The organism is Mycobacterium sp. 3519A, from assembly GCF_900240945.1.
Taxonomy (GTDB): Bacteria; Actinomycetota; Actinomycetes; order Mycobacteriales; family Mycobacteriaceae; genus Mycobacterium.
Map to the genome: position 1 here is coordinate 932800 of NZ_OESG01000014.1, position 21785 is coordinate 954584.

Annotated in this window: 21 protein-coding genes and 1 pseudogene; 14 read left to right on the forward strand and 8 right to left on the reverse strand. The window is 64.2% G+C overall.

Annotated elements, in window-relative coordinates; all coding sequences use genetic code 11:
- Window positions 1–53: 53 nt before the first annotated feature.
- From C1A30_RS25560 to C1A30_RS25585, 6 genes are all read right to left on the reverse strand, one after another.
- Window positions 54–836, reverse strand: a complete 783-nt coding sequence (locus C1A30_RS25560; RefSeq protein ID WP_101951110.1) for an SDR family NAD(P)-dependent oxidoreductase — start codon at window positions 834–836, stop codon at window positions 54–56.
- Window positions 833–2074 (reverse strand): flavin-dependent oxidoreductase, encoded by a 1242-nt coding sequence (locus C1A30_RS25565; RefSeq protein ID WP_101951111.1) that lies wholly within the window; start codon window positions 2072–2074, stop codon window positions 833–835. The genes C1A30_RS25560 and C1A30_RS25565 overlap by 4 nt, the downstream gene beginning before the upstream one ends.
- Window positions 2071–3594: an aldehyde dehydrogenase family protein gene (locus tag C1A30_RS25570; protein WP_101951112.1), complete on the reverse strand. Its 1524-nt coding sequence runs from the start codon at window positions 3592–3594 to the stop codon at window positions 2071–2073. Before C1A30_RS25570 ends, C1A30_RS25565 begins: the two co-directional genes overlap by 4 nt.
- A gap of 24 nt (window positions 3595–3618) precedes the next feature.
- On the reverse strand, window positions 3619–4629 hold the full coding sequence (locus C1A30_RS25575; protein WP_101951113.1) for a PDR/VanB family oxidoreductase: 1011 nt from the start codon (window positions 4627–4629) through the stop codon (window positions 3619–3621).
- Window positions 4626–5705 (reverse strand): aromatic ring-hydroxylating dioxygenase subunit alpha, encoded by a 1080-nt coding sequence (locus C1A30_RS25580; RefSeq protein ID WP_101952876.1) that lies wholly within the window; start codon window positions 5703–5705, stop codon window positions 4626–4628. The genes C1A30_RS25575 and C1A30_RS25580 overlap by 4 nt, the downstream gene beginning before the upstream one ends.
- A gap of 65 nt (window positions 5706–5770) precedes the next feature.
- Window positions 5771–6631, reverse strand: a complete 861-nt coding sequence (locus C1A30_RS25585; protein WP_101951114.1) for an NmrA family NAD(P)-binding protein — start codon at window positions 6629–6631, stop codon at window positions 5771–5773.
- A 166-nt stretch (window positions 6632–6797) separates the two neighbouring features.
- On the opposite strand from C1A30_RS25585, the gene C1A30_RS25590 reads away from it, so the two are divergent.
- From C1A30_RS25590 to C1A30_RS25645, 12 genes are all read left to right on the forward strand, one after another.
- Window positions 6798–8009, forward strand: a complete 1212-nt coding sequence (locus C1A30_RS25590) for a sensor histidine kinase (protein ID WP_101951115.1) — start codon at window positions 6798–6800, stop codon at window positions 8007–8009.
- Window positions 8006–8683: a response regulator transcription factor gene (locus tag C1A30_RS25595; RefSeq protein WP_101951116.1), complete on the forward strand. Its 678-nt coding sequence runs from the start codon at window positions 8006–8008 to the stop codon at window positions 8681–8683. Before C1A30_RS25590 ends, C1A30_RS25595 begins: the two co-directional genes overlap by 4 nt.
- A 132-nt stretch (window positions 8684–8815) precedes the next feature.
- The gene (locus tag C1A30_RS25600) at window positions 8816–9130 is read left to right on the forward strand and encodes a 2Fe-2S iron-sulfur cluster-binding protein (RefSeq protein ID WP_101951117.1); all 315 of its coding nucleotides are present in this window, start codon (window positions 8816–8818) and stop codon (window positions 9128–9130) included.
- Between the two features lie 73 nt (window positions 9131–9203).
- Window positions 9204–9695 (forward strand): VOC family protein, encoded by a 492-nt coding sequence (locus tag C1A30_RS25605; RefSeq protein ID WP_235010370.1) that lies wholly within the window; start codon window positions 9204–9206, stop codon window positions 9693–9695.
- 406 nt (window positions 9696–10101) lie between these two features.
- On the forward strand, window positions 10102–10872 hold the full coding sequence (locus C1A30_RS25610; protein WP_101951119.1) for an ABC transporter permease: 771 nt from the start codon (window positions 10102–10104) through the stop codon (window positions 10870–10872).
- Between the two features lie 10 nt (window positions 10873–10882).
- Window positions 10883–11728 (forward strand): ABC transporter permease, encoded by an 846-nt coding sequence (locus C1A30_RS25615; protein ID WP_101951120.1) that lies wholly within the window; start codon window positions 10883–10885, stop codon window positions 11726–11728.
- A gap of 2 nt (window positions 11729–11730) precedes the next feature.
- Complete coding sequence (locus C1A30_RS25620) at window positions 11731–13107, forward strand: MCE family protein (protein WP_235010195.1); 1377 nt, start codon at window positions 11731–11733, stop codon at window positions 13105–13107.
- A 28-nt stretch (window positions 13108–13135) separates the two neighbouring features.
- Window positions 13136–14164, forward strand: coding sequence for an MCE family protein (locus tag C1A30_RS25625; protein WP_101951122.1), 1029 nt, complete (start codon window positions 13136–13138; stop codon window positions 14162–14164).
- Window positions 14161–15462 carry an MCE family protein gene (locus tag C1A30_RS25630; protein ID WP_101951123.1) on the forward strand — a complete coding sequence of 434 codons (1302 nt, stop codon included), beginning with the start codon at window positions 14161–14163 and terminating at the stop codon, window positions 15460–15462. The genes C1A30_RS25625 and C1A30_RS25630 overlap by 4 nt, the downstream gene beginning before the upstream one ends.
- Before the next feature lies 1 nt (window position 15463).
- A complete protein-coding gene (locus C1A30_RS25635; RefSeq protein ID WP_101951124.1) occupies window positions 15464–16741 on the forward strand; it encodes an MCE family protein in 1278 nt (425 codons plus the stop codon).
- A gap of 2 nt (window positions 16742–16743) precedes the next feature.
- Complete coding sequence (locus C1A30_RS25640; RefSeq protein ID WP_101951125.1) at window positions 16744–17877, forward strand: MCE family protein; 1134 nt, start codon at window positions 16744–16746, stop codon at window positions 17875–17877.
- Between the two features lies 1 nt (window position 17878).
- Entirely contained in the window at window positions 17879–19336 is a 1458-nt protein-coding gene (locus C1A30_RS25645; protein WP_101951126.1) for an MCE family protein, read from the forward strand.
- 389 nt (window positions 19337–19725) lie between these two features.
- On the opposite strand, the gene C1A30_RS35675 is transcribed toward C1A30_RS25645, so the two are convergent.
- Window positions 19726–19884 (reverse strand): hypothetical protein, encoded by a 159-nt coding sequence (locus tag C1A30_RS35675; protein ID WP_160112790.1) that lies wholly within the window; start codon window positions 19882–19884, stop codon window positions 19726–19728.
- A gap of 146 nt (window positions 19885–20030) precedes the next feature.
- On the opposite strand from C1A30_RS35675, the gene C1A30_RS25650 reads away from it, so the two are divergent.
- Complete coding sequence (locus C1A30_RS25650) at window positions 20031–20414, forward strand: nuclear transport factor 2 family protein (RefSeq protein ID WP_101951127.1); 384 nt, start codon at window positions 20031–20033, stop codon at window positions 20412–20414.
- 177 nt (window positions 20415–20591) lie between these two features.
- On the opposite strand, the pseudogene C1A30_RS36185 reads toward C1A30_RS25650, so the two are convergent.
- A pseudogene (locus tag C1A30_RS36185) lies at window positions 20592–20685 on the reverse strand (dUTPase); the annotation flags it as partial.
- Window positions 20686–20850: 165 nt separating this feature from the next.
- Between C1A30_RS36185 and C1A30_RS25660 the strand changes: the two are divergent.
- Window positions 20851–21753 (forward strand): SAM-dependent methyltransferase, encoded by a 903-nt coding sequence (locus tag C1A30_RS25660; protein WP_101951128.1) that lies wholly within the window; start codon window positions 20851–20853, stop codon window positions 21751–21753.
- Window positions 21754–21785: the final 32 nt, after the last annotated feature.

Sequence of the window (21785 nt, forward strand, 5' to 3'; positions counted from 1 at the left end):
GCTGTGCTGTCAATTCGGTACTCCTCGGCGGTGCGGGCAGTGGGATCGGGCGCTCAGGTGAAACTCAGGCCGCCGTCGACGATGACGGTCTGGCCGGTGATGAACCGGCTCGCCGGTGAACATAGGAAGCTCACCGCCCCGCACAGGTCCGCGGGCGTCATGTTCCGCGGGATCGCCCGCGCGCCGGCGACCGCCGGCAGATACGCCGATTCGTTGAGCAGCGCTGATGATTCGTTGTCAACTAGCCCCGGCGCGACTGCATTGACCGTGATGCCTTCGCGGCCCACCTCTTTGGCGATCGATCGGGTGAGCGCGATGACGGCACCTTTCGACGCGGTGTAGTGGGCGAAGAAGGGCACTCCGGCATGGACTGTCGCTGAGGCAACATTGACCACCGCGCCTTGGTGGCGGGCCTTCATCGCAGGAAAGACGGCGGCAGTCATCAGCCAGGCCCCCTTGGTGTTGACGGCCATCACCCGGTCCCACTCCTCGGTGGAGATGTCAGTGAAATGCTTCTTGCCGCCGATACCGGCGTAGATGGCGGCGTTGTTGATGAGCGCGTCGATGCGCCCGTAGCGGGCCAGCACTGCGGCCGCCAACGCCCGCGTCGAGGAGGGGCACGCGACGTCGGTGTGCTCGAAGTCCACGCTGTGCCCTTCTGCTTGCGACCTCTCAGCCAGCGCCGCGCTCTCAGTGTCGAGCACGTCTGCGATCACCACGCGGATACCCAGCGCCGCCAAGTGCCCCACCAGTGCGGCGCCGATCCCGCGGCCCCCTCCGGTGACGACGATGACGTCGTCGCGAGCCGGCACACACGGCGCCCCGGCGGTACTCACGTCGTGCCGCCGCGGAGGCCGGCGATGTCTTTGTAGCGCTGCGAGATCGACGCGATCTCGTCGTCGGTGATGATGTCGGCCAGTCTGTCGAAGGGCCGATCCCCGCTGCGCTCCCACACCTCGCGAAGAATGGCATCCGGCGGTGCGGTGCGATTGGCCAGGACCACTGCCTGCGTCTGTGGCCGGCGCTCGTGCTCGTATGCGCGCAGGGCGGTCCGCGGATCATCGTGGTTCTGCAGATGGCTGCGCAGGCTACGCGCATCGAGAATCGCCTGCCCGGCGCCGTTGGAGCCGCGCGGCACCATCGGGTGAGCAGCATCCCCCAGCAGCGTCACACCACCGAAAGTCCATCGCGGCAACGGTTCCTGGTCGACCATCGGGTACTCGAGAACCGCGTCGGCGCGCAGGATCAGCTCATGGACGTCCAGCCAGTCGAAACGCCAGTCGGCGAACGCCGGCAGGAAGTCATCGAACCGGCCGGGTCGACCCCAGTCGCGGTCCCCGCAATAGGGGCGCTCGATCTCGGCCACCCAGTTGATCAATTGGTGACCGGCCGCGTCGACGTGGTCGCGGATCGGATAGATGACCATCTTGCCTGTGGCCAGCCAACCGGCCCGGACCATGCTTGCTCCGCTGAGGAAGGCCGGATGGACGCTGGTTCCCCGCCACATCAACACACCGGAGTACCGCGGTGAGCCCTCGTCGGGAAACAACTGCTTGCGAATCGCGGAATGGACTCCGTCGCAGGCAATCACCACACCTGAGGCGACCGACGGCAAGGCTCGATCGGTGCTGGTGGATCTGAACCGGGTTGTCGTGACTGCGCCGTCGTCGGTGACGCCGACGCAGGTGTGATCGAGCACGATCGCCTCTGCGCCCATGCGGTCCACCACCGCCTCGGCCAACGCCAGTTGAAGATCGCCCCGGTGTATAGACAACTGCGGATACGGGTAACCGGCGAAACGGCCTGCCGGCTCGGTGTAGATGAGTTGGCCGAAGCGGTTGAAGAACACCGACTCCCGGGTGGTGACTGCGATAGCGGCCAACTGATCGAGGACCCCGACTTCGGCGAGCACTGCGCATGCATGCGGCAGGATGTTGATCCCCACCCCCAGCGGGGCGAGTGCCGGAGCGGCTTCATAGATGCGGCACGGGATCCCCGCCGAGTGCAGTTCGAGTGCGAGGACGAGGCCGCCAATCCCTGCGCCGACGATCGTGACAGGCGATGGAGAGCTCATGTGAGTCCTTCACTACTGAGGCCCGGTTCGCGATGCCGGGAAGCCTGCGGCCGGTAGCGCATGTCGTTGCGCTGGGCGAGGATCTGAAGTTCGCTGGCTTCTTCCAGCGCCTGCACGCCGTGACCCCTGCCGATCCCGCTCTGCTTGAAGCCACCGAATGGCATCGTGACGTCAGAAGCACCGACACGGTGGACGTTGATGAAGACCGAGCCGGCCTGGATCCTGCGGCCGACAGCCAGCGCGTGGTCGATGTCGGCTGACCACACCGACGCCGCCAGACCGAACTCGGTGGCGTTGGCACGCGCAACCGCCTGTTCGTCGTCGGCGAAGGAAAGGATCGGCACGACCGGACCGAACTGTTCCTGGGTCACCAGAGCAGCATCCTCCGAAAGGCCCGTGACGATGGTCGGGCGCACGAAATATCCGCGGCTACTTGCCGATTCGTGTATCTGCCCGACCTGAACCACGTCGGCGCCGTCGTCGCGCGACGACTCGATGAGCTGACTGAGGCGCTGGAACTGCCGCTGGTTGCACACCGGCCCCATCGTGACAGCACGGTGCAATCCGTTGCCGAGAACGAGTTTCGCGGCATGCGCTGTGAATGCCTCGACGAAGTCGGAGAACAGCCGCTGGTGGACATACAGTCGCTTCGGTGCGTAGCAGACCTGGCCCGACGCGGTGAAGCAGCCCGTGGCTAACTGGTCGATGAGGTCTTCGTCGAGGTGGGCGTCGGCGAGGAGGACTGCAGGGTCATTGCCGCCCAGTTCCAGACTCAGATTCTTCAGGGTGACGCTGGCGTCACGCATGATGGTTCGGCCGGTTTCCGTGCTGCCGGTGAAACTGATCTTGCGGACCAACGGGTGCCGAGTCAGGGCCATACCCACGTCAGGCCCTGTGCCGCTGAGGACGTTGAGCACGCCGACGGGCAGTGAGCCGGCCAATCGGTGCAGTGCGGAAGACAACGCCAGCGGTGCATAGTCGGGCAGTTTGACCACGGCTGTGTTTCCCGCGACCAGCACCGGCGCCAGCATGAGCATGGCCAACAGCACCGGAAAGTTCCAGGGCACGATCACCGCGGCCACACCCATGGGCACGCGGCGCTCGATGATTTTCCCGCGATGATCGACGTTGACCTTCTCGACCGACCACGCTGCGGCTAGTCCGGCGTAATAGCGCAGTGTCGCGGTCGCATTGGCGATCTCAGCGGTGGCTTCGCCGAGTACCTTGCCGTGCTCCTGGGTCAGCAGCGTGGCCAACGCCAGGGAATCGCTGTCGATGGCCTGCGCGCCGAACACCAGACGTTCGGCGCGCGCCGCCGGCGGGTGGGTACTCCAAGCCGGGAAGGCCGCGTGGGCGCACATCACAGCTGCGTGTGCGTCATCAGGGTTGCCGAGGCAGTGGGTGCCGACGACCTGCAGCGGGTCGGCTGGGTTGACGATCTCGACGTGCGGACCGTGTAGTTGCTGGCCGCCGATGACGGTGGTGGCGGTCGGCTTTGGTGGTGCCGGCGGTGGTTTCACAGGTGTCCTCGCGTCGTAGTCGCGTCAACGGATGTCGATCGAGATCGCCGGCCGGGCCGTTGAGCGTTGCGCGTCGCCCTGCGTCACGTGTGGCGCGGCGACCACACGCGAAACGCATGCGCATAATCTGCGATTGCTCAGCTGCTGGTCGCGGCTGTAGAAGACGTCACGATGCTCGACAGCGCCCTGCACGGCCAGTACGTCGACCGCGCAGAGCCCGCACTCGCCCTTCAGACAGTCCGACATCACGTCGACGCCGATCCCGGTCAGTGCCTCCAACATCGTCTGCTCGGGCGACACGACGGTTTCACGGCCCAGCCGCGGAACCCGTACGAGGAACGGCGCGGTGGCCGCACCCGCACCGAATGTTTCAAAACGCAGATTCGCCTCGGGTAGGCGGCGCTGCGACCAGGCCAGCCGGATGGCTTGCATCAGGTCGGCGGGTCCGCACATGTAGAGCTCGGTGGCCGCGTCGACCGAGCACAGCAGATCATCGATGTCCATCACCCCGCTGTCCTCGGAGACATGCACGGTCAGTCGCTCGCCGTGCATTCTGTGCACGTCATCCAGATAGGGCATCCGCGATCGGTTGCGGCCCAGGTAGACCAGGCGGTAGTCCGCACCCGCCCGCCGCAGCGCCGCAGCCATGCCGATTAGCGCGGTGATCCCAATTCCTCCCGCTACCAACAGGTATCGCGATGCGCCGACGGTCAGCGCAAAGTTCTGCACGGGCCCGCGTAACCGGATCGGCTGACCGGCGCACAGTCGGTGCATCTGCGTTGACCCGCCGCGCGAAGACTCCGTCTGCAGCACACTGATCGCCAAACGACGCCCGTCTGCGGACACGTCGACGATCGAGTACGAGCGAATCAGCTGCGTGCCGTTGGCAGAAATGGCGACGTCGATGTGTGAGCCCGGCGGTGCGCTCACCGGGTCGGGCATCTCGACCTCGATGCGCCGTACCCGCGCGGCAATGGGTGTGGAGCTGATGACGATGGCGTCTCGCCAGACCCGATGAGCGACAGCCGCGGTCATGATCCACGTCCGGCGGGTTCGCGCTGTCGAAGATGACGCCCCAATATGCGGCGTATCCACATGCCGCCGGCGTCGATGTTGAGGTTGTAGAAAGCGAACCCGGGGTTCGCGCTGATGGCTTGCTGTTGGGCATGCAGCATTGCCGTGTCTTCTTTGAAGACGTTGCGGATGCCGTCACGGATCTGGGTGGTCAACAGTTGACTTCGCAACTCGTAGTTGCGCATCCAGGCCCAGTGGTATCGGCAACTCGTTGTCGTCTCCGGAGTGATGGTATTCATCACGTAGCCGTTGATCCCCTGCGAGCGGTCACCGTCGGGGGCGCCGGTGCCGGTCTTGGCCACCCCGACGTCGATGCAGATGGTGGAGGGATACTGGTAGTGGATGATCTGCCAGCGGTCGACATTGCCCGCGAATGCGGGGAACCTAGTGCGCAGCTGAGCGCCCATGAACGGGACCGGCTCGATGTCGATCATCCAGCGAGAGAGGGTGACTGAGTCTCCCTCGGAGCTGACGACGAACTCCGAGGAACTGATGTCGCGGCCACCGATGCTGCTGGTGTGGATGAATTCTTCGTGGGTGAGGTCCATCAGGTTGTCGAGCACCAGCGCGAAATTACATCTCAATTCGATAGATTCGCCGTCGCCGGCCCACCCCGGATCGTCCATTTGATGCATGTCAGGGATCAGGTCAGGGTTGGCGCAGAAGGGGTCCCCCAGCCACACCCAGATGAATCTGTGGCGTTGCACCGCAGGAAAAGAACGCACCATCGCGCTCGGATTGATTGTCTCCTGCGCCGGCATGCCGACGCATCGTCCGTTCGCGTTGTAGACGATCCCGTGATAGGGGCAGCGAATACTTTCCTCGCCGATGAGCGCGCCCATCGACAACGGCGCCAGTCGATGCCAGCACGCGTCCGCTAGAGCCACCGGACGGCCGTCTCGGGTGCGATAGAGCACCACTGGTTCGTCGGCCACTCGGCGCGCGAGAGGCTCGCGCCCGACTTCCCGGTCCCAGGCAGCTGCATACCAGCCGTCCAGCGGAGCCGCTGGTGTCATCACCATTGCCGGTTGCGGCATTTCCACGTGGTCGATCCCTTCGTCGATGAGCTCGCCGGCCGGGACGGCGCACACGAGTGAACACGTCAGCTGAACAGGGCCAGGTCGTCGGCGAGAAAGTCGTCGAATGTGCGGGCAGGGCGGCCCACCAGAGTCGCTGTGACGTCGCTGATCGGATTCAGTTCGCCGGTGTCATACATCGCGAATAGCGCCACCAAGGCGTCAGCGAGCCATTCGGGGAACCCGCCGGCGGTGAACAGATCGTGTGCTGTCTGCGGGGCGACCCGGACGTAGTCCACGTGTCGCCCCAGCGACCGCGACAGCTTGCGCGCGCAGTCGGCGTAGGTCAGCGGTTCAGGTCCGGTGATCAAGTATTCCCGGCCATGATGGGCATCGCTGCAGAGCACGGCGGCAGCCACGTGGGCGACATCGCGCACGTCGACCATGCTGATGGCCTTATCAGGTCCGACTGCGGCCTGTATGACGCCGGTGTCGCGGACGGCGCGCGCGAACTGCAGAGCGATGCTCTGCATGAACGTGTGCGGATACAGGATGCTCCACGCCAGCCCACTGGCTTTGAGGTATTCGTCGTTGGCCCAGTGCCATCGGCTCAACGAGCACGGAGAATCCTCCGCGGCGGTGTAGACAGACAGTTTGACGACGGCCGCGACGCCGGCCTGTTTAGCCGAGTCGACGAGTCGGTTCTGGATGCGGAGCTGATCGGGGCTGCCGGGCGTCAGAAGAAACATTCGGGACACATCAGCCATATGCGGAGCGACCGTCTCAGGGTGGGCGAGGTCACCGGTGACGGGCTGGCCGCCGGCTTCGCGTACCCGCGCCGCAGCGGCCGCGGTGCGCACGACCGCCCGAAACGGTGTTCCCCGACGCCCGAGTTCCGCGATGACGTGGGTTCCGACCTGACCTGTCGGACCCAGAATCAGGAGCATGTCATCTCTTTCGTCTTGCGGCGAGGATTAGCCCTGACGTTAAGTCGGCCCGCCCTGGCCCACACAGCGCCAATTGACCTGTTTTCGCTGCGTCAAATGACGTATCTGCTGTTGGCGAGGTCAGAAACCGGCGTGGCCCGAGCCGCACCCGGCGTACATTCCCACCATGGCGGAGCAGCTGGCCGATGGGGCCTCCGCGGCGGACCGGCGGCATGACCGGATGATCTCGGCTTTCGCGCGGGCGGCTTCGAGCATCGCCTGGCAGGGCCCCCTGCAAATCGTTTTAGACCAGCTGGCCGATGAGGCGCGCACCGTCAGCGGTGCCGACATGTGCACTGTCAGCCTGCGCTCGCGTTTCGGTGACACCTTCGAAATGGTCGGTGCGGCAGGCTGTCCCGGCGATTACCGCGACGGCCTGGAACAGGCGCGCTCGCTGGGAGCGCCGCTGCTGACCGTCGAGACATTCCGTACCGGCGATCGACTCGTCGCCGACATCGACGCAGAGTTCGCCTCTGATGAGCGTTTCGCCCCGCTGGTCAAATTGGCCGAAGAGGTCGGATGGAGCAAGTTGGTCGCCGTTCCGCTGACGGTGCGCGAAGAGACAGTCGGAGCGATGACGGCCTTCTACGCCCGCGGCAATGAACCCAACGCCTCAGACCTGTCGTTTCTCACCGCCATGGCCGACCATGGGGCGCTGGCCGTGCACACCGCCCATCTGCTCGCCCAGGCCAGGGAGAAGGCCGCGCTCGAGGAACGAGCTCACATGGCCCGGGACCTGCACGACGCGGTATCCCAGTTGCTCTTCTCGATGCAGCTGCGTACCCGCGCACTTGAACTCGAAGCTGATCGTCTCCTTGGCGATGCCGGGCCGCTGCAAACCGGGCTGAGGGAGCTGAACGGTCTGATCACCGCAGCGGTCGACGAGATGCGAACTCTTGTCCTGCATCTGCGCCCCACCGAGCTGCGCGAACATGCCCTCGCACCGGCGTTGCGCCGTCTGGCCGAGGCCGTCGGCAGCCGGACAGGAGCCAACGTCTTCGTCGATGCCGCCGACGACATCCCGGCCCTTGCTCGGCCCTACGACGAACACGTCTACCGGATCGTGCAGGAGGCGATCGGTAACGCCATCAACCACGCTGCGGCCCGGCGCATCTCGGTGACGCTGAGGACCGAAAGCGACTGCGCGGGGGAGCTGATGGTCGTTCGGATCCAAGACGACGGACCCGGTTTCGACCCGGAAGCGGCCAAACCCGGTCACCTCGGATTGGATAACATGCGCGGCCGCTGTAAGGAACTCGGCGGCCGGCTGAGGATCGAGAGCTCGGCGAACGGAACCATGATTGAAATCCGGATACCGCTCGATCAGGTCCACCTATGACGCACCAACGCCGCGTCATACGGGTTCTCCTCGCCGATGACCATGCCGTCGTCCGGCAGGGGATGCGAGCGTTCTTCGCGATGCACGAGGACATCGACGTGGTCGCCGAAGCCCACGACGGCCAGGACGCGTTGAACGCCCTTGCCCGCCTGACGGCATTCGGCCAGCTTCCCGACGTCGCCGTCGTGGATCTGCAGATGCCGGGATTGAGTGGGACTCAAACTATCTCGCACATCACCGCCAACTATCCGCAGATTCGGACCTTGGTCTTGACCAGTTTCGGCGACGCCGCCCGGGCCCGCCACGCGCTGGCCGCCGGAGCCAACGGCTACCTGCTCAAGGACACCGGTCCCGACGAACTGGTAGCGGCGCTGCGCGCGGTGTATGCCGGCGAGATGCCCGTGGATCCGGCGGTGACCAGCGCATTGAGCAGGGCGTGGAGGGCGACCGACAAACCCGTGGCCCTCATCACCCCACGCGAGCGAGTGATCGCGGCGCTGGTTGCCAAGGGGCTGTCCAATCGCGAGATCGGCAAGCACCTGACGATCACCGAACGCACAGCGCGCACGCACGTCAGCAATGTGCTGGCCAAGCTGGGGCTGGCTTCGCGCACCCAGATTGCGTTATGGGCGTTAGACGTTGGGCTCACCGAGTCCGAATCCGAGAGCTGCTAAGCCGCGCGCTCTACGTCGTTTGACGTAGGAAACGTCGGTCATTCGACCGTGTCGTCAACGCCACGGAGGGCATAGCGTTTCTGCCGTGAGTATCGCGCAGTGGCCTGCCGGAAAGCCACAGGGGGAGTCGGCATGCCGGTAGTGAAAGTGACTGACCGCCAGGGTGATATCCACGATCTGGAGCCGGTCGAGGGCACCGTGCTGATGGTTCAATTGCGCAAGCTCAAAGTCGGCATCGTCGGGCTGTGCGGCGGGAACATGGCCTGCGGAACATGCCACGTCTTCGTCGGACAGGGTTGGGCGGATCGTCTCAGCGAGCCTGACGAATTCGAAGAGGAACTTCTTGCTGAACTCGACAACCGACAGCCCAATTCGCGGTTGGCATGCCAGATTTCCTATCACGCCGGCCTCGATGGTCTCGAAGTCACTGTCGCCACCCACTACTGAGCATTCCAGGAACGGACCAGCAATGCAGATTACGACGAGTTGCAAGACTGACAAGCCTTTGATCCCCACGGTGATGATCTCCCATGGCACGCTCAACTCCCTCGACCTGCAGGCCTCGCGCCGCTTCTATGAAGAGGTGCTCGGGTTCGAAGTCATGCAGGTGAGTCCGGTGTCGATGCAGATCCGCAAGGGCACCCACCACACCTACGTGGTCGTGGAGACCCGTGAGCCGGGGCGGATGGGACTGCTCGATCACAACGGCATCGATGTCGCCAGCCGCGAGGACGTCGACGCCGCATACCGGGTGCTGGTCGCCGTCAAAGACGCCTACGGGATCCAGCGGATCAACCGCCCCCAGGAGCAGCATGGAGCTTATTCATTCTATTTCGCTGACCCTGACGGCAACTGGTGGGAGATCCTCAACGGCCGCCCCGGTGGCTACAGCTCGCTCTACGACGATCCCTCGCGTGATCTGACCGGCAGAACCGATATCGCGCTAGAAGACCTCAACCACTCCTACGATGACGGATACGCCGACACGTTGCGCGAATCGGGCGCCGAATGAAATCCGCCGCAGGGATACCGGCTGATTCAGCGGACCCCTCGCCTGCACTCCACGCAGTTGGTGAATCGCGCAAGCCCGTTACTAGAAAGAGGATTTCACCGACTCCTGACGCCAGGCGGCGACACTGGTCGTGGCGACCCCCTCGGGACAGTCGAAACGCTGCGGACCACTACGTCATTTGACTGAGCGCGGCTACGTCAATAGACCGTGTGCGGTGGCCCGCCGTGACAATACCGTCGGTGGTGATCGACTCGGCAGGTCAGCCTTCGCGGACTGCTCGGTCGATGAAATATGTTGCCGCAGAGAACTACACACGGTCTTCTGAAGACGAGACGGAGAACAACTTGCCGAATGCGAACAGCCGTCAGAGCTGCCGGCGACCGCGTGTGCCCCGGGGAGGCCGGGCATGACGGCAGCGGGTGTGGTGGCCAAACCGCTGCGCGCAGCCGGTGGCTTCTTCGCCATGGCAGCAGACACACTGTTGACCTTCCCGCGTCGGCCGTTTGCCTGGCAGGAATTTCTCGACCAGTCGTGGTTCGTGGCCAGAGTGTCAGTTCTGCCCACGATCTTCTTGGCGATACCGTTTTCCGTGCTGACCGTCTTCACCTTCAACCTCGTGCTGCTGGAGTTCGGCGCTGCCGACTTCTCCGGCACCAACGCGGCATACGCGATGGTCAGCCAACTGGGCCCCATTGTGACGGTGCTGGTCGTCGCAGGAGCGGGAGCGACAGCGATGTGCGCAGACCTAGGGGCACGCACGATCAGGGAAGAACTCGACGCACTGCGGGTGATGGGATTGAACCCGACTCAGACGCTGGTCGTGCCACGGGTCGCCGCTGCCACGTTCGTCTCGGTGATGTTGTCATCCGTCGTTGTGCTCGTCGGAATCGTTGGCGCCTTTCTGTTTTCAGTTTTCGTTCAGCATGTCACGGCCGGGGCATTCGTCGGCAGCATGAACCTGATCACCCATACCGTCGACGTGCTCACTTGCCTGATCAAGGCGGCGTTGTTCGGTCTGAGCGCGGGCCTCATCGCCTGCTACAAAGGAACCACGGTCAAAGGTGGGCCGGCCGGTGTCGGCAATGCCGTCAACGAAACGGTCGTCTACACATTTGTGGCGCTGTTCATCATCAATCTGCTGGCCTCAAGTGTGGCAGTGAAACTGACCGTTCGATGACGGCGCCGACGTGACCTCCGTTCCTTCCCGGTCCAGGATCGGGCGCTACACGGCGCGATGCGCCGACGAGCTGGATCGCCTCGGCCTGCAGACCAAGTTTTACGGTCACACACTTCGCGCGGTCGGTGACGTCGCGGTCAACTACAAGGCCGAGGCGCTGCGACTGATCGCCGAAATGGGTTTGGGCGTCGGTGCCCTGGCCGTCGTTGGCGGCACCGTCGTCATCGTCGCTGTGCTCAATCTTTCTGTCGGTGCGCTGGTCGCTGTCCTTGGCTACAACCAGCTTGCCAACATCGGGATCGAGGCCCTTGTCGGCTTTGCCTCGGCCTACTTCAATGTTCGACTCACGGCACCGCTCATCGCCGGCATCGCCTTGGCGGCGACGATCGGAGCCGGCACGACGGCTCAACTGGGTGCGATGCGCATCAACGAGGAAATCGACGCACTGGAGGTGATGGGCATCAGGTCCATCGCCTATCTGGCATCGACGCGGGTTGTCGCGGGCCTCATCGTGGTGATCCCGCTGTACTGCGTGGCTCTGGTGTCAGCGTTCGTGGCCGCACAAGTTGGCACAACGGCCATCTACGGCCAGTCCAGCGGTGTCTACAACCACTACTTCCACACCTTCCTCAACCCCGACAACGTGGTCGTGTCGTTCCTGCAGGCAATCGCCATGGGCATTGTCATCATGCTGATCCACACTTACTACGGTTACAACGCCTCAGGCGGGCCCGCCGGCGTCGGTGAAGCCGTCGGACGGGCCGTGCGGCTCTCCTTGATCGTCGCGACGTTCATCACCATGTTCGTCTCGCTGGCCATCTACGGGCAATCCGGCGACTTCAACTACACCGGCTGATGGTGGTTCACTTCGGGTACAAACCCGCCCACCGTCGCCCAAGGCGGCGGCCGGTACGGCCGGCGTGGTGGACGCTGGCGTTGGCGCTCGCCATCGCCGGCATCGTCGCGGTGTGCTCGGCACTGTTTGCCGGCGTCTTCGACTCCGATGTCCCCGTGACGCTGACCACCGGCCGCGCCGGTCTCATGATGGAGCCCGGTGCGAAGGTCAAGATGCGCGGAGTGCAGGTCGGCGTCGTGGTCGGTGTCGAGCTGGACCGCACCGAGGCACGCCTGCAGTTGAGGCTGTCCCGCGACGACATGCGGTTCATCCCGTCCAACGTCGCTGCGCAGATCCGCTCCACCACACTGTTCGGCAGCAAGTACGTCGACCTGCAGTATCCGGCACAACCCAGCGGCACCGCACTCACCGCCGGCTCAATCATCGAATCCCGGCACGTCACAAGTGAACTCAACACCGTCTTCCAGAATCTGACCGACCTGCTCAGCCACGTCGATCCCGCAAAACTGAACTCCGTGCTGACTGCGTTGGCCGACGGGCTGCGCGGGAAAGGGGCCACCATCGGAGAAGCGATCACCAGCGCCAGCCACGTACTGCGGACCCTCAACCCACTCATGGACGAGGCGCGTGCCGACCTGCGCTCGCTGAAAGCGGCCACCGACGCCTATAGCGTTGCCGCGCCCGACATTCTGGCCGCCCTCGATCACCTCAACGTAACCAGCTCGACCATCAAAGGCCAGCGCGGCCAGCTTGACGCGCTGCTGCTCAGTGCCGTCGGCTTCTCGAACGCAGGTATCGAACTGTTGGGGCCCAACCAAACCAACCTCGTTGAATCGCTGAACATTCTGCGACCCACCACCGACCTGTTGATGAAATACAATCCCATCTACACCTGCCTTCTGCTGGGCGCGAAATGGTTCCTCGACAACGGCGGCTACGCCTCCACCGGCGGGAACGGATACTCCGCGATCCTGGATGGTTCAGCGCTTTTCGGAAGTGACCCCTATCGCTACCCCGATAACCTCCCGAGGGTGGCCGCCAAAGGCGGGCCCGGCGGTAAACCCGGCTGCGGCTCACTGCCCGATGCGTCCAAGAACTTTCCTGTGCGCCAGCTGATCACCGACACGGGATTCGGCACAGGACTGGATTTTCGGCCCAACCCGGGTATCGGGCACCCCTGGTACGTCAACTTCTTCCCGACCACCCGCGCAGCGCCCGAACCGCCCAGCATCCGTTCTGCAGGACCACCCGCGATCGGGCCGGTGCCCTATCCTGGTGCACCCGCCTACGGCGCGCCGCCCTACGACCCTGGCGGGGCACCGCCGCAACCCCCGGTGACGGACACCCCACCCACACCAGCGCAGCCGGTCGCACCGTGATCGGTGCGGACGGCAAAAGGACACGACGGTGAGACAAAGCCTGCGAGGCACGATCATTCGGCTGGCGGTGTTCAGCTGCGTCTGCGCACTCGGAACGTTTGCACTGTTGATGGTGTTCGCGCAGTTGCGCTTCGAATCGCGCACCGTCTACCGCGCCGAATTCACCAGCGTCAGCGGGCTCGCCAGCGGACAATTCGTCCGGATCGCAGGCGTTGAGGTCGGCAAGGTCAAGCAGATCACCGTTACGCCAACCGCCACCGCCATCGTCGAATTCAGCGCCGACGACTCGGTGGTCCTCACCCAAGGCACGCGTGCGCTCATCCGATACGACAACCTCATCGGCGACCGTTACGTGGAACTTCAAGAGGGCCCGGGTAATCCGGCCGCGATGAAAGCCGGCGACACCATCCCGCTGCAACGCACAGCACCGGCGCTGGACCTCGACGCACTCATCGGTGGGTTTCGGCCGCTGTTCCGGGCGCTTGACCCCGACAAGCTCAACACGCTCAGTGCTCAACTCGTGCAGGCATTTCAAGGTCAAGGAGGAGCGATCAACACGTTCCTCGCCCAAGCGGCGTCGCTGACCAGCACGCTGGCCGACCGCGACGAGCTGATCGGGCAAGTCGTCACCAACCTGAACACGCTGCTCGGATCGTTGGGCGACCAAAGCGGTCAATTCGATAAAGCCGTCACCTCCCTTTCGGATCTCGTCGCCGGCCTGTCGGCACGTAAGACCGACATCGGTGACGCGGTCGCGGCCACCGACGCGGCCGCCGGATCGGTGACCGAGCTACTGCGCCAGTCACGGCAGCCGATCGCGGCGGCAGTCACACAGGCAGATCGCACCGCGAGCATCGCTGTAGCAGACCACGAGTACCTCGATACCCTTCTGCAAACTCTTCCCGATGCCTACCAAAGACTCGGGCGCCAAGGCCTGTACGGCGACTTCTTCGCTTTCTACCTGTGCGACGTGGTCCTCAAAGTCAACGGCAAAGGCGGACAACCCGTCTACGTCAAGCTAGCCGGTCAGAGTTCAGGACGGTGCACGCCCAAATGAAGCCCGTATCGGAACGCAATCTCGGAGTCGTCGGCGCAGTCGGCGTCGGAGTCACCGTCGGTGTGATAGCGGCGGCGCTGCAGTTCGACAAGCTGCCCATCTGGAACTCCAAAGCCACCTATTCGGCCTACTTCGCCGAGGCGGGTGGCTTACAGACCGGCGAGGACGTCCAAATCGCGGGATACAAAGTCGGCAAGGTGTCCGACATCGACCTGCAGGGAGCACGCGTGCTTGTCACCTTCGACGTCACCAAGGACATCCATCTCGGCGACCGCACAGAAGCCGCGGTCAAGACCAAAAGCCTTCTCGGGGTGAAGGTCCTGGAGATCACCCCGCGCGGCACTAACACGCTGCAGCAGACCATCCCGCTCGAGCGCACCACACCCGCCTACGAACTGACCGACGCGCTGCAGTCACTGTCGAACACCGTCGATGCCGTGAACAGTGACGCACTCAATGCGTCACTGTCGACGCTGGCCAACGAGTTCGCCCAGACCCCACCGCAACTGCGACTGGCCGTCGACGGTGTCTCGCGCTTCTCCAAGACGCTGGCCGAACGCGACGAGTCCCTGCGTCAATTGCTCACCAACGCGCGCCGATCCATCGGCGTCCTCGCCGAGCGCAGCGACCATGTGGTCCGGCTGATCGCTGACTCCAACGCGCTGCTGCACCAACTGCAGCTTGAATCCGCCGCACTCGACCGGATCTCAGCAGACATCTCCGCTTTCGCCGAGCAGCTGCGCGGCTTCATCCAGGACAACCACCAGCAGCTGCCAGCGGCCCTTGACAAGGTCAACGCTGTCCTGGCGATCGTGGACGGCCGCAAAGACAAAGTGCAGGAGGCGATCAAGAAGGTCGCGCCCTACATGCTGGCGCTGGGGGAGGCGGTCTCGGCGGGTCCCTTCTTCAAGCCGTACCTGGCCAACCTGCTGCCTGGTCAATTCATTCAGCCCTTCGTCGACGCCGCATTCTCCGACCTTGGACTCGACCCCAACGTACTGGCGCCCTCGCAGCTCACCGATCCTCAGACGGGGCAGCCGGGCACACCGGCGCTGCCGGTGCCCTATCCGCGCACCGGACAGGGCGGGGAGCCGAACCTCACCTTGCCCGACGCGATCACGGGACATCCGGGCGACCCGAGATATCCGTACAGACCGCCGCTGCCGGCTCCGCCCCCGGGTGGCCCCCCGCCGGGCGCGCCGGGACCCGGGGTCGCGTCGTCACCACCGACATCCCCCGAGACGGGCGCCGCGCTCACCCCTTCGCCGGCGCCGCCCGACGCACAGGCCGGACAGTGAGATGACACGGTCCCCTACCCGACGTGTCCTCTGCGTCGTCTTCGCAGTCCTGCTGGCAGGCGGACTTGTCGCGGCGACGCGAGCGCAACCGGTCAATTCGCGCACCCGAATCACCGCCTATTTCAGCAACAGCAACGGCATCTATCCCGGTGACGAGGTGCTGATCCTGGGCGTGAAGGTCGGCCAGATCGACACCATCGAGCCGCAGCCCACCCGAGCCAAGATCACTTTTTGGGTCGATGCCAAATACAAAGTGCCGGCCGACGCCGGCGCCGTGATCATCTCCCCGCAGCTGGTGACCGCGCGAGCGATTCAGCTTGTGCCCGCTTATACGACCGGCCCCGCACTCGGCGACAACGCCGTCATCGCCCAGGACCGCACCGCCGTGCCGGTCGAATTCGACGACGTTCGCAAGCAGCTACAAAAGCTCTCCGACGCCCTCGCGCCGACACAGCCCGACGGCACCAGCCCGCTCGGCAGCCTCCTCAACACCGCAGCTGACAATCTGCGTGGGCAAGGCAACAGCATCCACCAGGCAGTGCTAGAGCTCTCACGCGCGCTATCAGCACTGGGCGGCCACAGCAACGACATCTTCAGCAGCGCCAAAGATTTGGCCCTCCTGGTTTCTGCGCTGCAGTCAAGCGCGGAGTTGATGCGCCAACTCAACGCGAACTTCGCCTCGGTAACCGCCGCGCTGGCGGACGACCCCGACGAGGTGGGCAAGGCCGTCGCCGACATCGACTCCTCGACTGCCGATCTCGCGGCGTTCATCAGCGCCAACAAAGAGGCGTTGGGCAGCACCTCGGACAAACTGACGTCAGTGAGCAGCGCGCTGGTGGCCAGTCTCGACGACGTCAAACAAATCCTGCATGTCGCGCCCAACGTGCTGCAGAATCTCAGCAACGTCTACTCCCCGGCACACGATTCCCTGACCGGCGTCTTGGCCGCCAACAACTTCGCCAACCCGATCGACTTCATCTGCGGTGCGGTACAAGCCGCCTCGCGGCTGGGGGCCGAGCAGTCAGCCAAACTGTGCACACAGTATCTGGCCCCTATCGTGAAGAACCGCCAGTACAACTTTCCGCCTCTGGGACTCAACCCGTTCGTCGGTGTGATGGCGCGGCCCAACGAGTTGACCTACAGCGAGGACTGGCTGCGACCCGACTACCAGCCGGCTCCGCTGGCCGCCGAGGCGCCGATGCCCAACCCGCCCCTGATGACCGATCCGGCAGACGGCCTGCCGGGAATCATGGTGGCGCCCACCGGAAGTGGGTCATAGCCGTGACCAAACGTCGATTTCGCGCTGCGGTGACAGTCGCCGGACTCGTCGCGCTCAGCGCCAGCGGCTGCGGCTGGCGTGGACTGAACTCGCTACCGATGCCCGGCACCCACGGCTGGGGTAAGGGGTCATACGAGGTTCTGGTGCAGCTGCCCGATGTCACTAATCTGCAGCCGAACTCCCGCGTACGCGTCGACGATGTCAACGTCGGAACCGTGAGTAGCATCGCCCGGCAGGGATGGCATGCGCTGGTCACTGTCCGGTTGGACGGCGACGTCGACCTGCCCGCCAACAGCACCGCGAAGTTGGCCCAGACAAGTCTGTTCGGGTCGTTGCACATCGAGCTGAGCCCACCCACCGACGCGCCGCCACAGGGGCGATTGCACAACGGCTCGGTGGTCACACTGTCCAACGCCGCCACCTACCCCAGCACCGAACAAACGCTTGCCGCACTGTCGTTGGTGCTCAATGGGGGCGGACTCGGCCAGGTGCAGGACATCACCGCCGCGTTGAGCACGGCCTTCGCCGGGCGGGAAGGCGACATGCGCGGACTCATCGATCAGCTCAACGAGTTCAGCGGCCGCCTCGACGACCAGAAAGACGACATCATCGCGGCAAGTGAGAGCCTCAACCGGCTGGCAGGACAGTTCGCGTCGCAGAAACCACTGCTCGACAGGGCAATTCAATTGATCCCCGACGCGTTGCAGGTGTTATCCGAGCGTCGTGACGAGCTTGCCGACGCCGCCGCCAAATTCGGCCAGGTCAGTGCCATCACCGCAGACACAGTCGATAAGACGAGAGACGACCTCGTGGCCGAGACCGCCACCCTGGGGCCGGTGTTGAGTTCACTGGCTGACGCCGGCCCCGCGTTGACCCGGTCGCTGAGCCTGTTCTCCACCTTCCCCTGGCCCAAAGAGAATATCGACAAGTGGTATCGCGGCGACTACGCGAACATGACGCTGATCCTCGACCTCACCCTGAGCCGACTCGATCGCAACCTGTTCACCGGCACCCGCTTCGAGGGCGATCTCACCGAGCTGGAAATGCAGTGGGGACGCACCATCGGTCAGGCGCCTAGCCCGGCTGCGAACGGCAACCCGCTCACCGTGCCGTATCGCTTCGACCAAGGACCCTAGGATGTATCTGACGGCGAAGATCAAGGTCAAACTGGCGGCGTTCGCCGCGGTGTCCGTGGCGTTTCTGGCTGTCCTCGCGTTCGGCTACGCCGACCTGCCGGCCCACTGGTTCGGAATAGGGCGCTACGAGGTGACTTTGGACCTCGGTCAGTCAGCCGGACTCTATTCAGGCAGTGTGGTGAATTATCGGGGATCGCAGGTGGGCCGTGTCACCGACGTGTCACTGACCTCCGCCGGCGTCCAAGCCAAACTGTCGTTGACCTCCGGGATCCCCATTCCCGTTGACTTGCGTGCCGAGGTGCACAGTGTCACCGCTCTCGGCGAGCAGTACGTCGAACTGCTGCCGGGCAGCGATGACCCGGTATCGCTGAAAGACGGTGATGTCATCGCCGTGGACCAGACGAGCGTCCCCGCCGACATCAACACACTGTTGGAGTCCACCAACCGCGGACTAGAGGCGATACCCGAAGACAATCTGTCGACCGTCATCGACGAGAGTTATGCGGCGGTCGGTGGACTCGGTCCAGAGCTGTCGCGAATCGTCGACGGATCGACGAAACTGGCGATCGACGCGAGCAGAAACCTGGATCCGCTGGTGACGCTGATCGAGCAGGCGAAGCCAATTCTTGACTCTCAGGCCGACTCGTCCGACGACATCGCCGCATGGGCCAACCACCTTGCCGACGTCAGCGGTCAACTCGCCGAGCACGACGCTTCTGTCTCCGCTGTTCTCGACCATGCTCCGGGTGCCCTTGACGAGGGCCGCGCGCTGTTCGGACGTGTGCAGCCCACCATCGAAACCCTTCTGGCCAACCTCGTCAGCGTCGGCCAGGTTGCGGTGGACTATCACTCTTCTCTGGAGCAGTCGTTGGTTCTGCTGCCGCAGAACGTCGCCGAACTGCAGGGGATTCTGCTTCCCAACCTGAACACCAAACAGGCGTACAAAGGTGTCTATCTCGACCTCGGGCTGAACCTGAACTTGCCGCCAGTGTGCTCGACGGGTTTTCTGCCGCCACAGCAGCGGCGCTCCTCGGCGATGGTTGACAGCCCGGACCGGCCGGCCGGTGATCTGTACTGCCGAGTTCCGCAGGACTCGCCGTTCAATGTGCGCGGCGCCCGCAACTACCCCTGCCAGACCCGGCCCGGCAAGCGTGCCCCGACGGTGAAGCTGTGCGAAAGCGATGAAAGCTACGTGCCGCTCAACGACGGCTACAACTGGAAGGGTGACCCCAACGCCACGCTGTCGGGCCAGGACGTACCTCAGCGTGCCCCCGGAGCCTTACCTGAAGGGCCTGACGCTCAACAGGGTTCGAATCCGGCACCGACGGCCGCCGACATCGATCCCGGCGCTACTGACTACGTGGCCCCCGACGGCACCGTCCACAGCCGGTCCGACATGCCCGGAACCGCCAAGAGCGGACAGACCTGGCAGCAGATGTTGCTGCCGCCCACAGGTTGAGTCCGGGGGTCGCGTCCCGCTCGACGCCGCATGGCGACACACCACGGGCGCAGCAGAGGTACAACATTTTCCGGACCCTAAATACCTCAAATGACGTGGTACCAGGATGCGCCTCGTGCGTTATCGTCGGTCTGCGGGGCTTCTCCTGGCGGGCTCGGCGCCACACCGGCCATCCGGGCGCCAAACCTCGTCACGTCACCGCGGGATGCGGCGCAATGAATACCACCGCCTGCGTGATGCCGTCTGCAGAATAGAGGCCTCACCCGTCGGTAACCTCACGACCAGGCAGCACATCTCCCGACGTATCCAACATTGAAAGGGCGAAACGCATGCGCCCCAATGGAGTTGACCACGATGTGGTGATCGGCGGTGCGGGCGCGTCTTCTTCACTAGAGCACCACCATCGGCACGAATGCTCCGAGCCGCACTGCATCGATCTTGCGCGTCGCGTTGGAAAGGATCGACGGGCGTTGGCTGATATTCGGATTCGGCCCGATCTGACGATGACCGGGATGGGCGTACGCGAACACCGCCAGGGCAGGACGCATGACTCGACCATTGCCGACCGACAGAGGTTCGGCGGAGCGGACTTCGCGGTTGAAACAATCCGGACGAGACCCTCGCTAGCCGACACGGAACGCCAACGTGGGTGGGGGCGAAAGTACGGGCCGACCGCAGAAGGGATAGATGGTTGATGACAGATCACGGCGAGCGGGTAGATGCGATCTTCGGCGCGTTCGCCGCCGCCGATTTCGACCGGATTCGAGAGCAGTTCTCTGCCGACTTCACAATCTGGCACAACAACGGGTCGGGCGAGCAGGACCTCGAGGAGACCATCGCCAGCCTGCGGACACTGCATTCTCTGTTCGAACAATTCACCTTCGTGGTGCGGCATCGGATGGTCGTCCGCGACGAGGTTTTTCAGATACATGCATTGGAGGGGACACTGGTCGACGGCGTGCGCTTTACTCTCGATGCCGCCGTGTACCTGCGGTTCGTCGACGGTCAACTGATTCGGATGGAGGAGTTCTACGACCCGGCGGTCGTGGACGGTCTGTTGGAACGCCGGCCATCCTGAAAATGCATGGCATTGCGCCGAAGCCTGGTGACGGACGCTGGACCGGCCCGCAGGTGTTCGCCATAGTAGCGGGCGCCAATTCTGTTGTGACACAGTCATACCGACGCGCATAACCGTCCCGCGACGCTGTCAGCAGGGCATCGTGGTCAAGCGCAGTCGGCGCACATCTCTCGGTCACAGGCACGGCCCGCACAGTCAGTTCCACCTCAGACAGGTCTGCGTCGGGCAATTCGAACGACTCATCGGCGTCATCGACATCGAGAACCGACGTCGTAGGTCAGATGAGCGCCGGCGGGCGGCGCATGCCACCGCAGCTTATGGGTCACATAGGCGATTCTCATGCCACAGATGGACTGTGTGCCTTTGCGTAGGCGTCGTTGCCTGTCGAGACTGCGTGATTGCGGCCTGCACAACGAGGCGCGAGAAGGACCCCAACATGACCCGAACTGAGCACGACAGCTGGGATCTCCGATCGAGTGTCGGAACGGCCGCTACCATGGTCGCCGCCGCGCGCGCCATCGCGAGTCGACAACCGCAATCCATCATCAACGACCCGTGGGCAGCACCGCTCGTCGAAGCGGTCGGCATCACGCCGCTGACTCGGATGGTCGAACTCGGCATGCCCCCGGCCGATGACACACTCGCCCCCGAAAAGCGACTCCAACCGATGATCGACTCGTTCGCGGTGCGGACCCGCTTCTTCGACGAGTTCTTCGTCGGTGCCACGGGCGCCGGAATCCGCCAGGTCGTGATACTGGCGGCCGGACTGGATGCGCGTGCCTACCGACTGTGGTGGCCGCCAAAGACGGTCATCTACGAAGTGGATCTGCCCAGTGTGTTGTCGCTGAAGGCGGACGTGTTCTCCCGACTCGGCGTGAAACCGGCTGTTGAGCATCGGAGGGTCTCGTGTGACCTGCGCGAGGATTGGGCAAAAGTGTTGTGCCAATCCGGATTCGACCGATCAGAGCCGACCGCCTGGAGCGCTGAGGAACTTCTGGTGCACCGACCGACCGAGTGGCAGGAGCGCCTTTTCGACAGCATCACGGACCTGAGTGCGGTGGGATCGCGCCTGTGCACCGAGTACCACGCGGAAAGCTCCGGAGAAGACGTCAGGCGAACGAGAATCAGTGCGCGGTGGAAGGCCCACGGCGTGGACGAGGACACGGCAGCGTTGATCGACGGTAGTCACCGCACCGCCGTGCGCAGCTATCTGACGGCTAAGCGGTGGAGTGTATTGGAGCGGACCTCTCTGAGCCTGTTCAAGACATACGGGCTTCCCACTCCGCAACGTGACTCCGAGCTACACGGCGTCGTGGCCGTCACCGCACATCTCGACTAGGTCATCGGCGTTGACTCCCGAAACACGCAAAC

Excerpts from the sequence above, each read along its gene's own strand:
- C1A30_RS25580 (WP_101952876.1), bottom strand. The coding sequence starts at position 5,705 with ATGCCGCAACCGGCAATGGTGATGACACCAGCGGCTCCGCTGGACGGC.
- C1A30_RS25575 (WP_101951113.1), bottom strand. The coding sequence starts at position 4,629 with ATGACCGCGGCTGTCGCTCATCGGGTCTGGCGAGACGCCATCGTCATC.
- C1A30_RS25610 (WP_101951119.1), top strand. The coding sequence starts at position 10,102 with ATGACGGCAGCGGGTGTGGTGGCCAAACCGCTGCGCGCAGCCGGTGGC.
- C1A30_RS25605 (WP_235010370.1), top strand. The coding sequence starts at position 9,204 with ATGATCTCCCATGGCACGCTCAACTCCCTCGACCTGCAGGCCTCGCGC.
- C1A30_RS25660 (WP_101951128.1), top strand. The coding sequence starts at position 20,851 with ATGACCCGAACTGAGCACGACAGCTGGGATCTCCGATCGAGTGTCGGA.
- C1A30_RS25630 (WP_101951123.1), top strand. The coding sequence starts at position 14,161 with ATGAAGCCCGTATCGGAACGCAATCTCGGAGTCGTCGGCGCAGTCGGC.
- C1A30_RS25600 (WP_101951117.1), top strand. The coding sequence starts at position 8,816 with ATGCCGGTAGTGAAAGTGACTGACCGCCAGGGTGATATCCACGATCTG.
- C1A30_RS25585 (WP_101951114.1), bottom strand. The coding sequence starts at position 6,631 with ATGCTCCTGATTCTGGGTCCGACAGGTCAGGTCGGAACCCACGTCATC.
- C1A30_RS25595 (WP_101951116.1), top strand. The coding sequence starts at position 8,006 with ATGACGCACCAACGCCGCGTCATACGGGTTCTCCTCGCCGATGACCAT.
- C1A30_RS25645 (WP_101951126.1), top strand. The coding sequence starts at position 17,879 with ATGTATCTGACGGCGAAGATCAAGGTCAAACTGGCGGCGTTCGCCGCG.
- C1A30_RS25650 (WP_101951127.1), top strand. The coding sequence starts at position 20,031 with ATGACAGATCACGGCGAGCGGGTAGATGCGATCTTCGGCGCGTTCGCC.
- C1A30_RS25565 (WP_101951111.1), bottom strand. The coding sequence starts at position 2,074 with ATGAGCTCTCCATCGCCTGTCACGATCGTCGGCGCAGGGATTGGCGGC.
- C1A30_RS25635 (WP_101951124.1), top strand. The coding sequence starts at position 15,464 with ATGACACGGTCCCCTACCCGACGTGTCCTCTGCGTCGTCTTCGCAGTC.
- C1A30_RS35675 (WP_160112790.1), bottom strand. The coding sequence starts at position 19,884 with ATGCGTCCTGCCCTGGCGGTGTTCGCGTACGCCCATCCCGGTCATCGT.
- C1A30_RS25590 (WP_101951115.1), top strand. The coding sequence starts at position 6,798 with ATGGCGGAGCAGCTGGCCGATGGGGCCTCCGCGGCGGACCGGCGGCAT.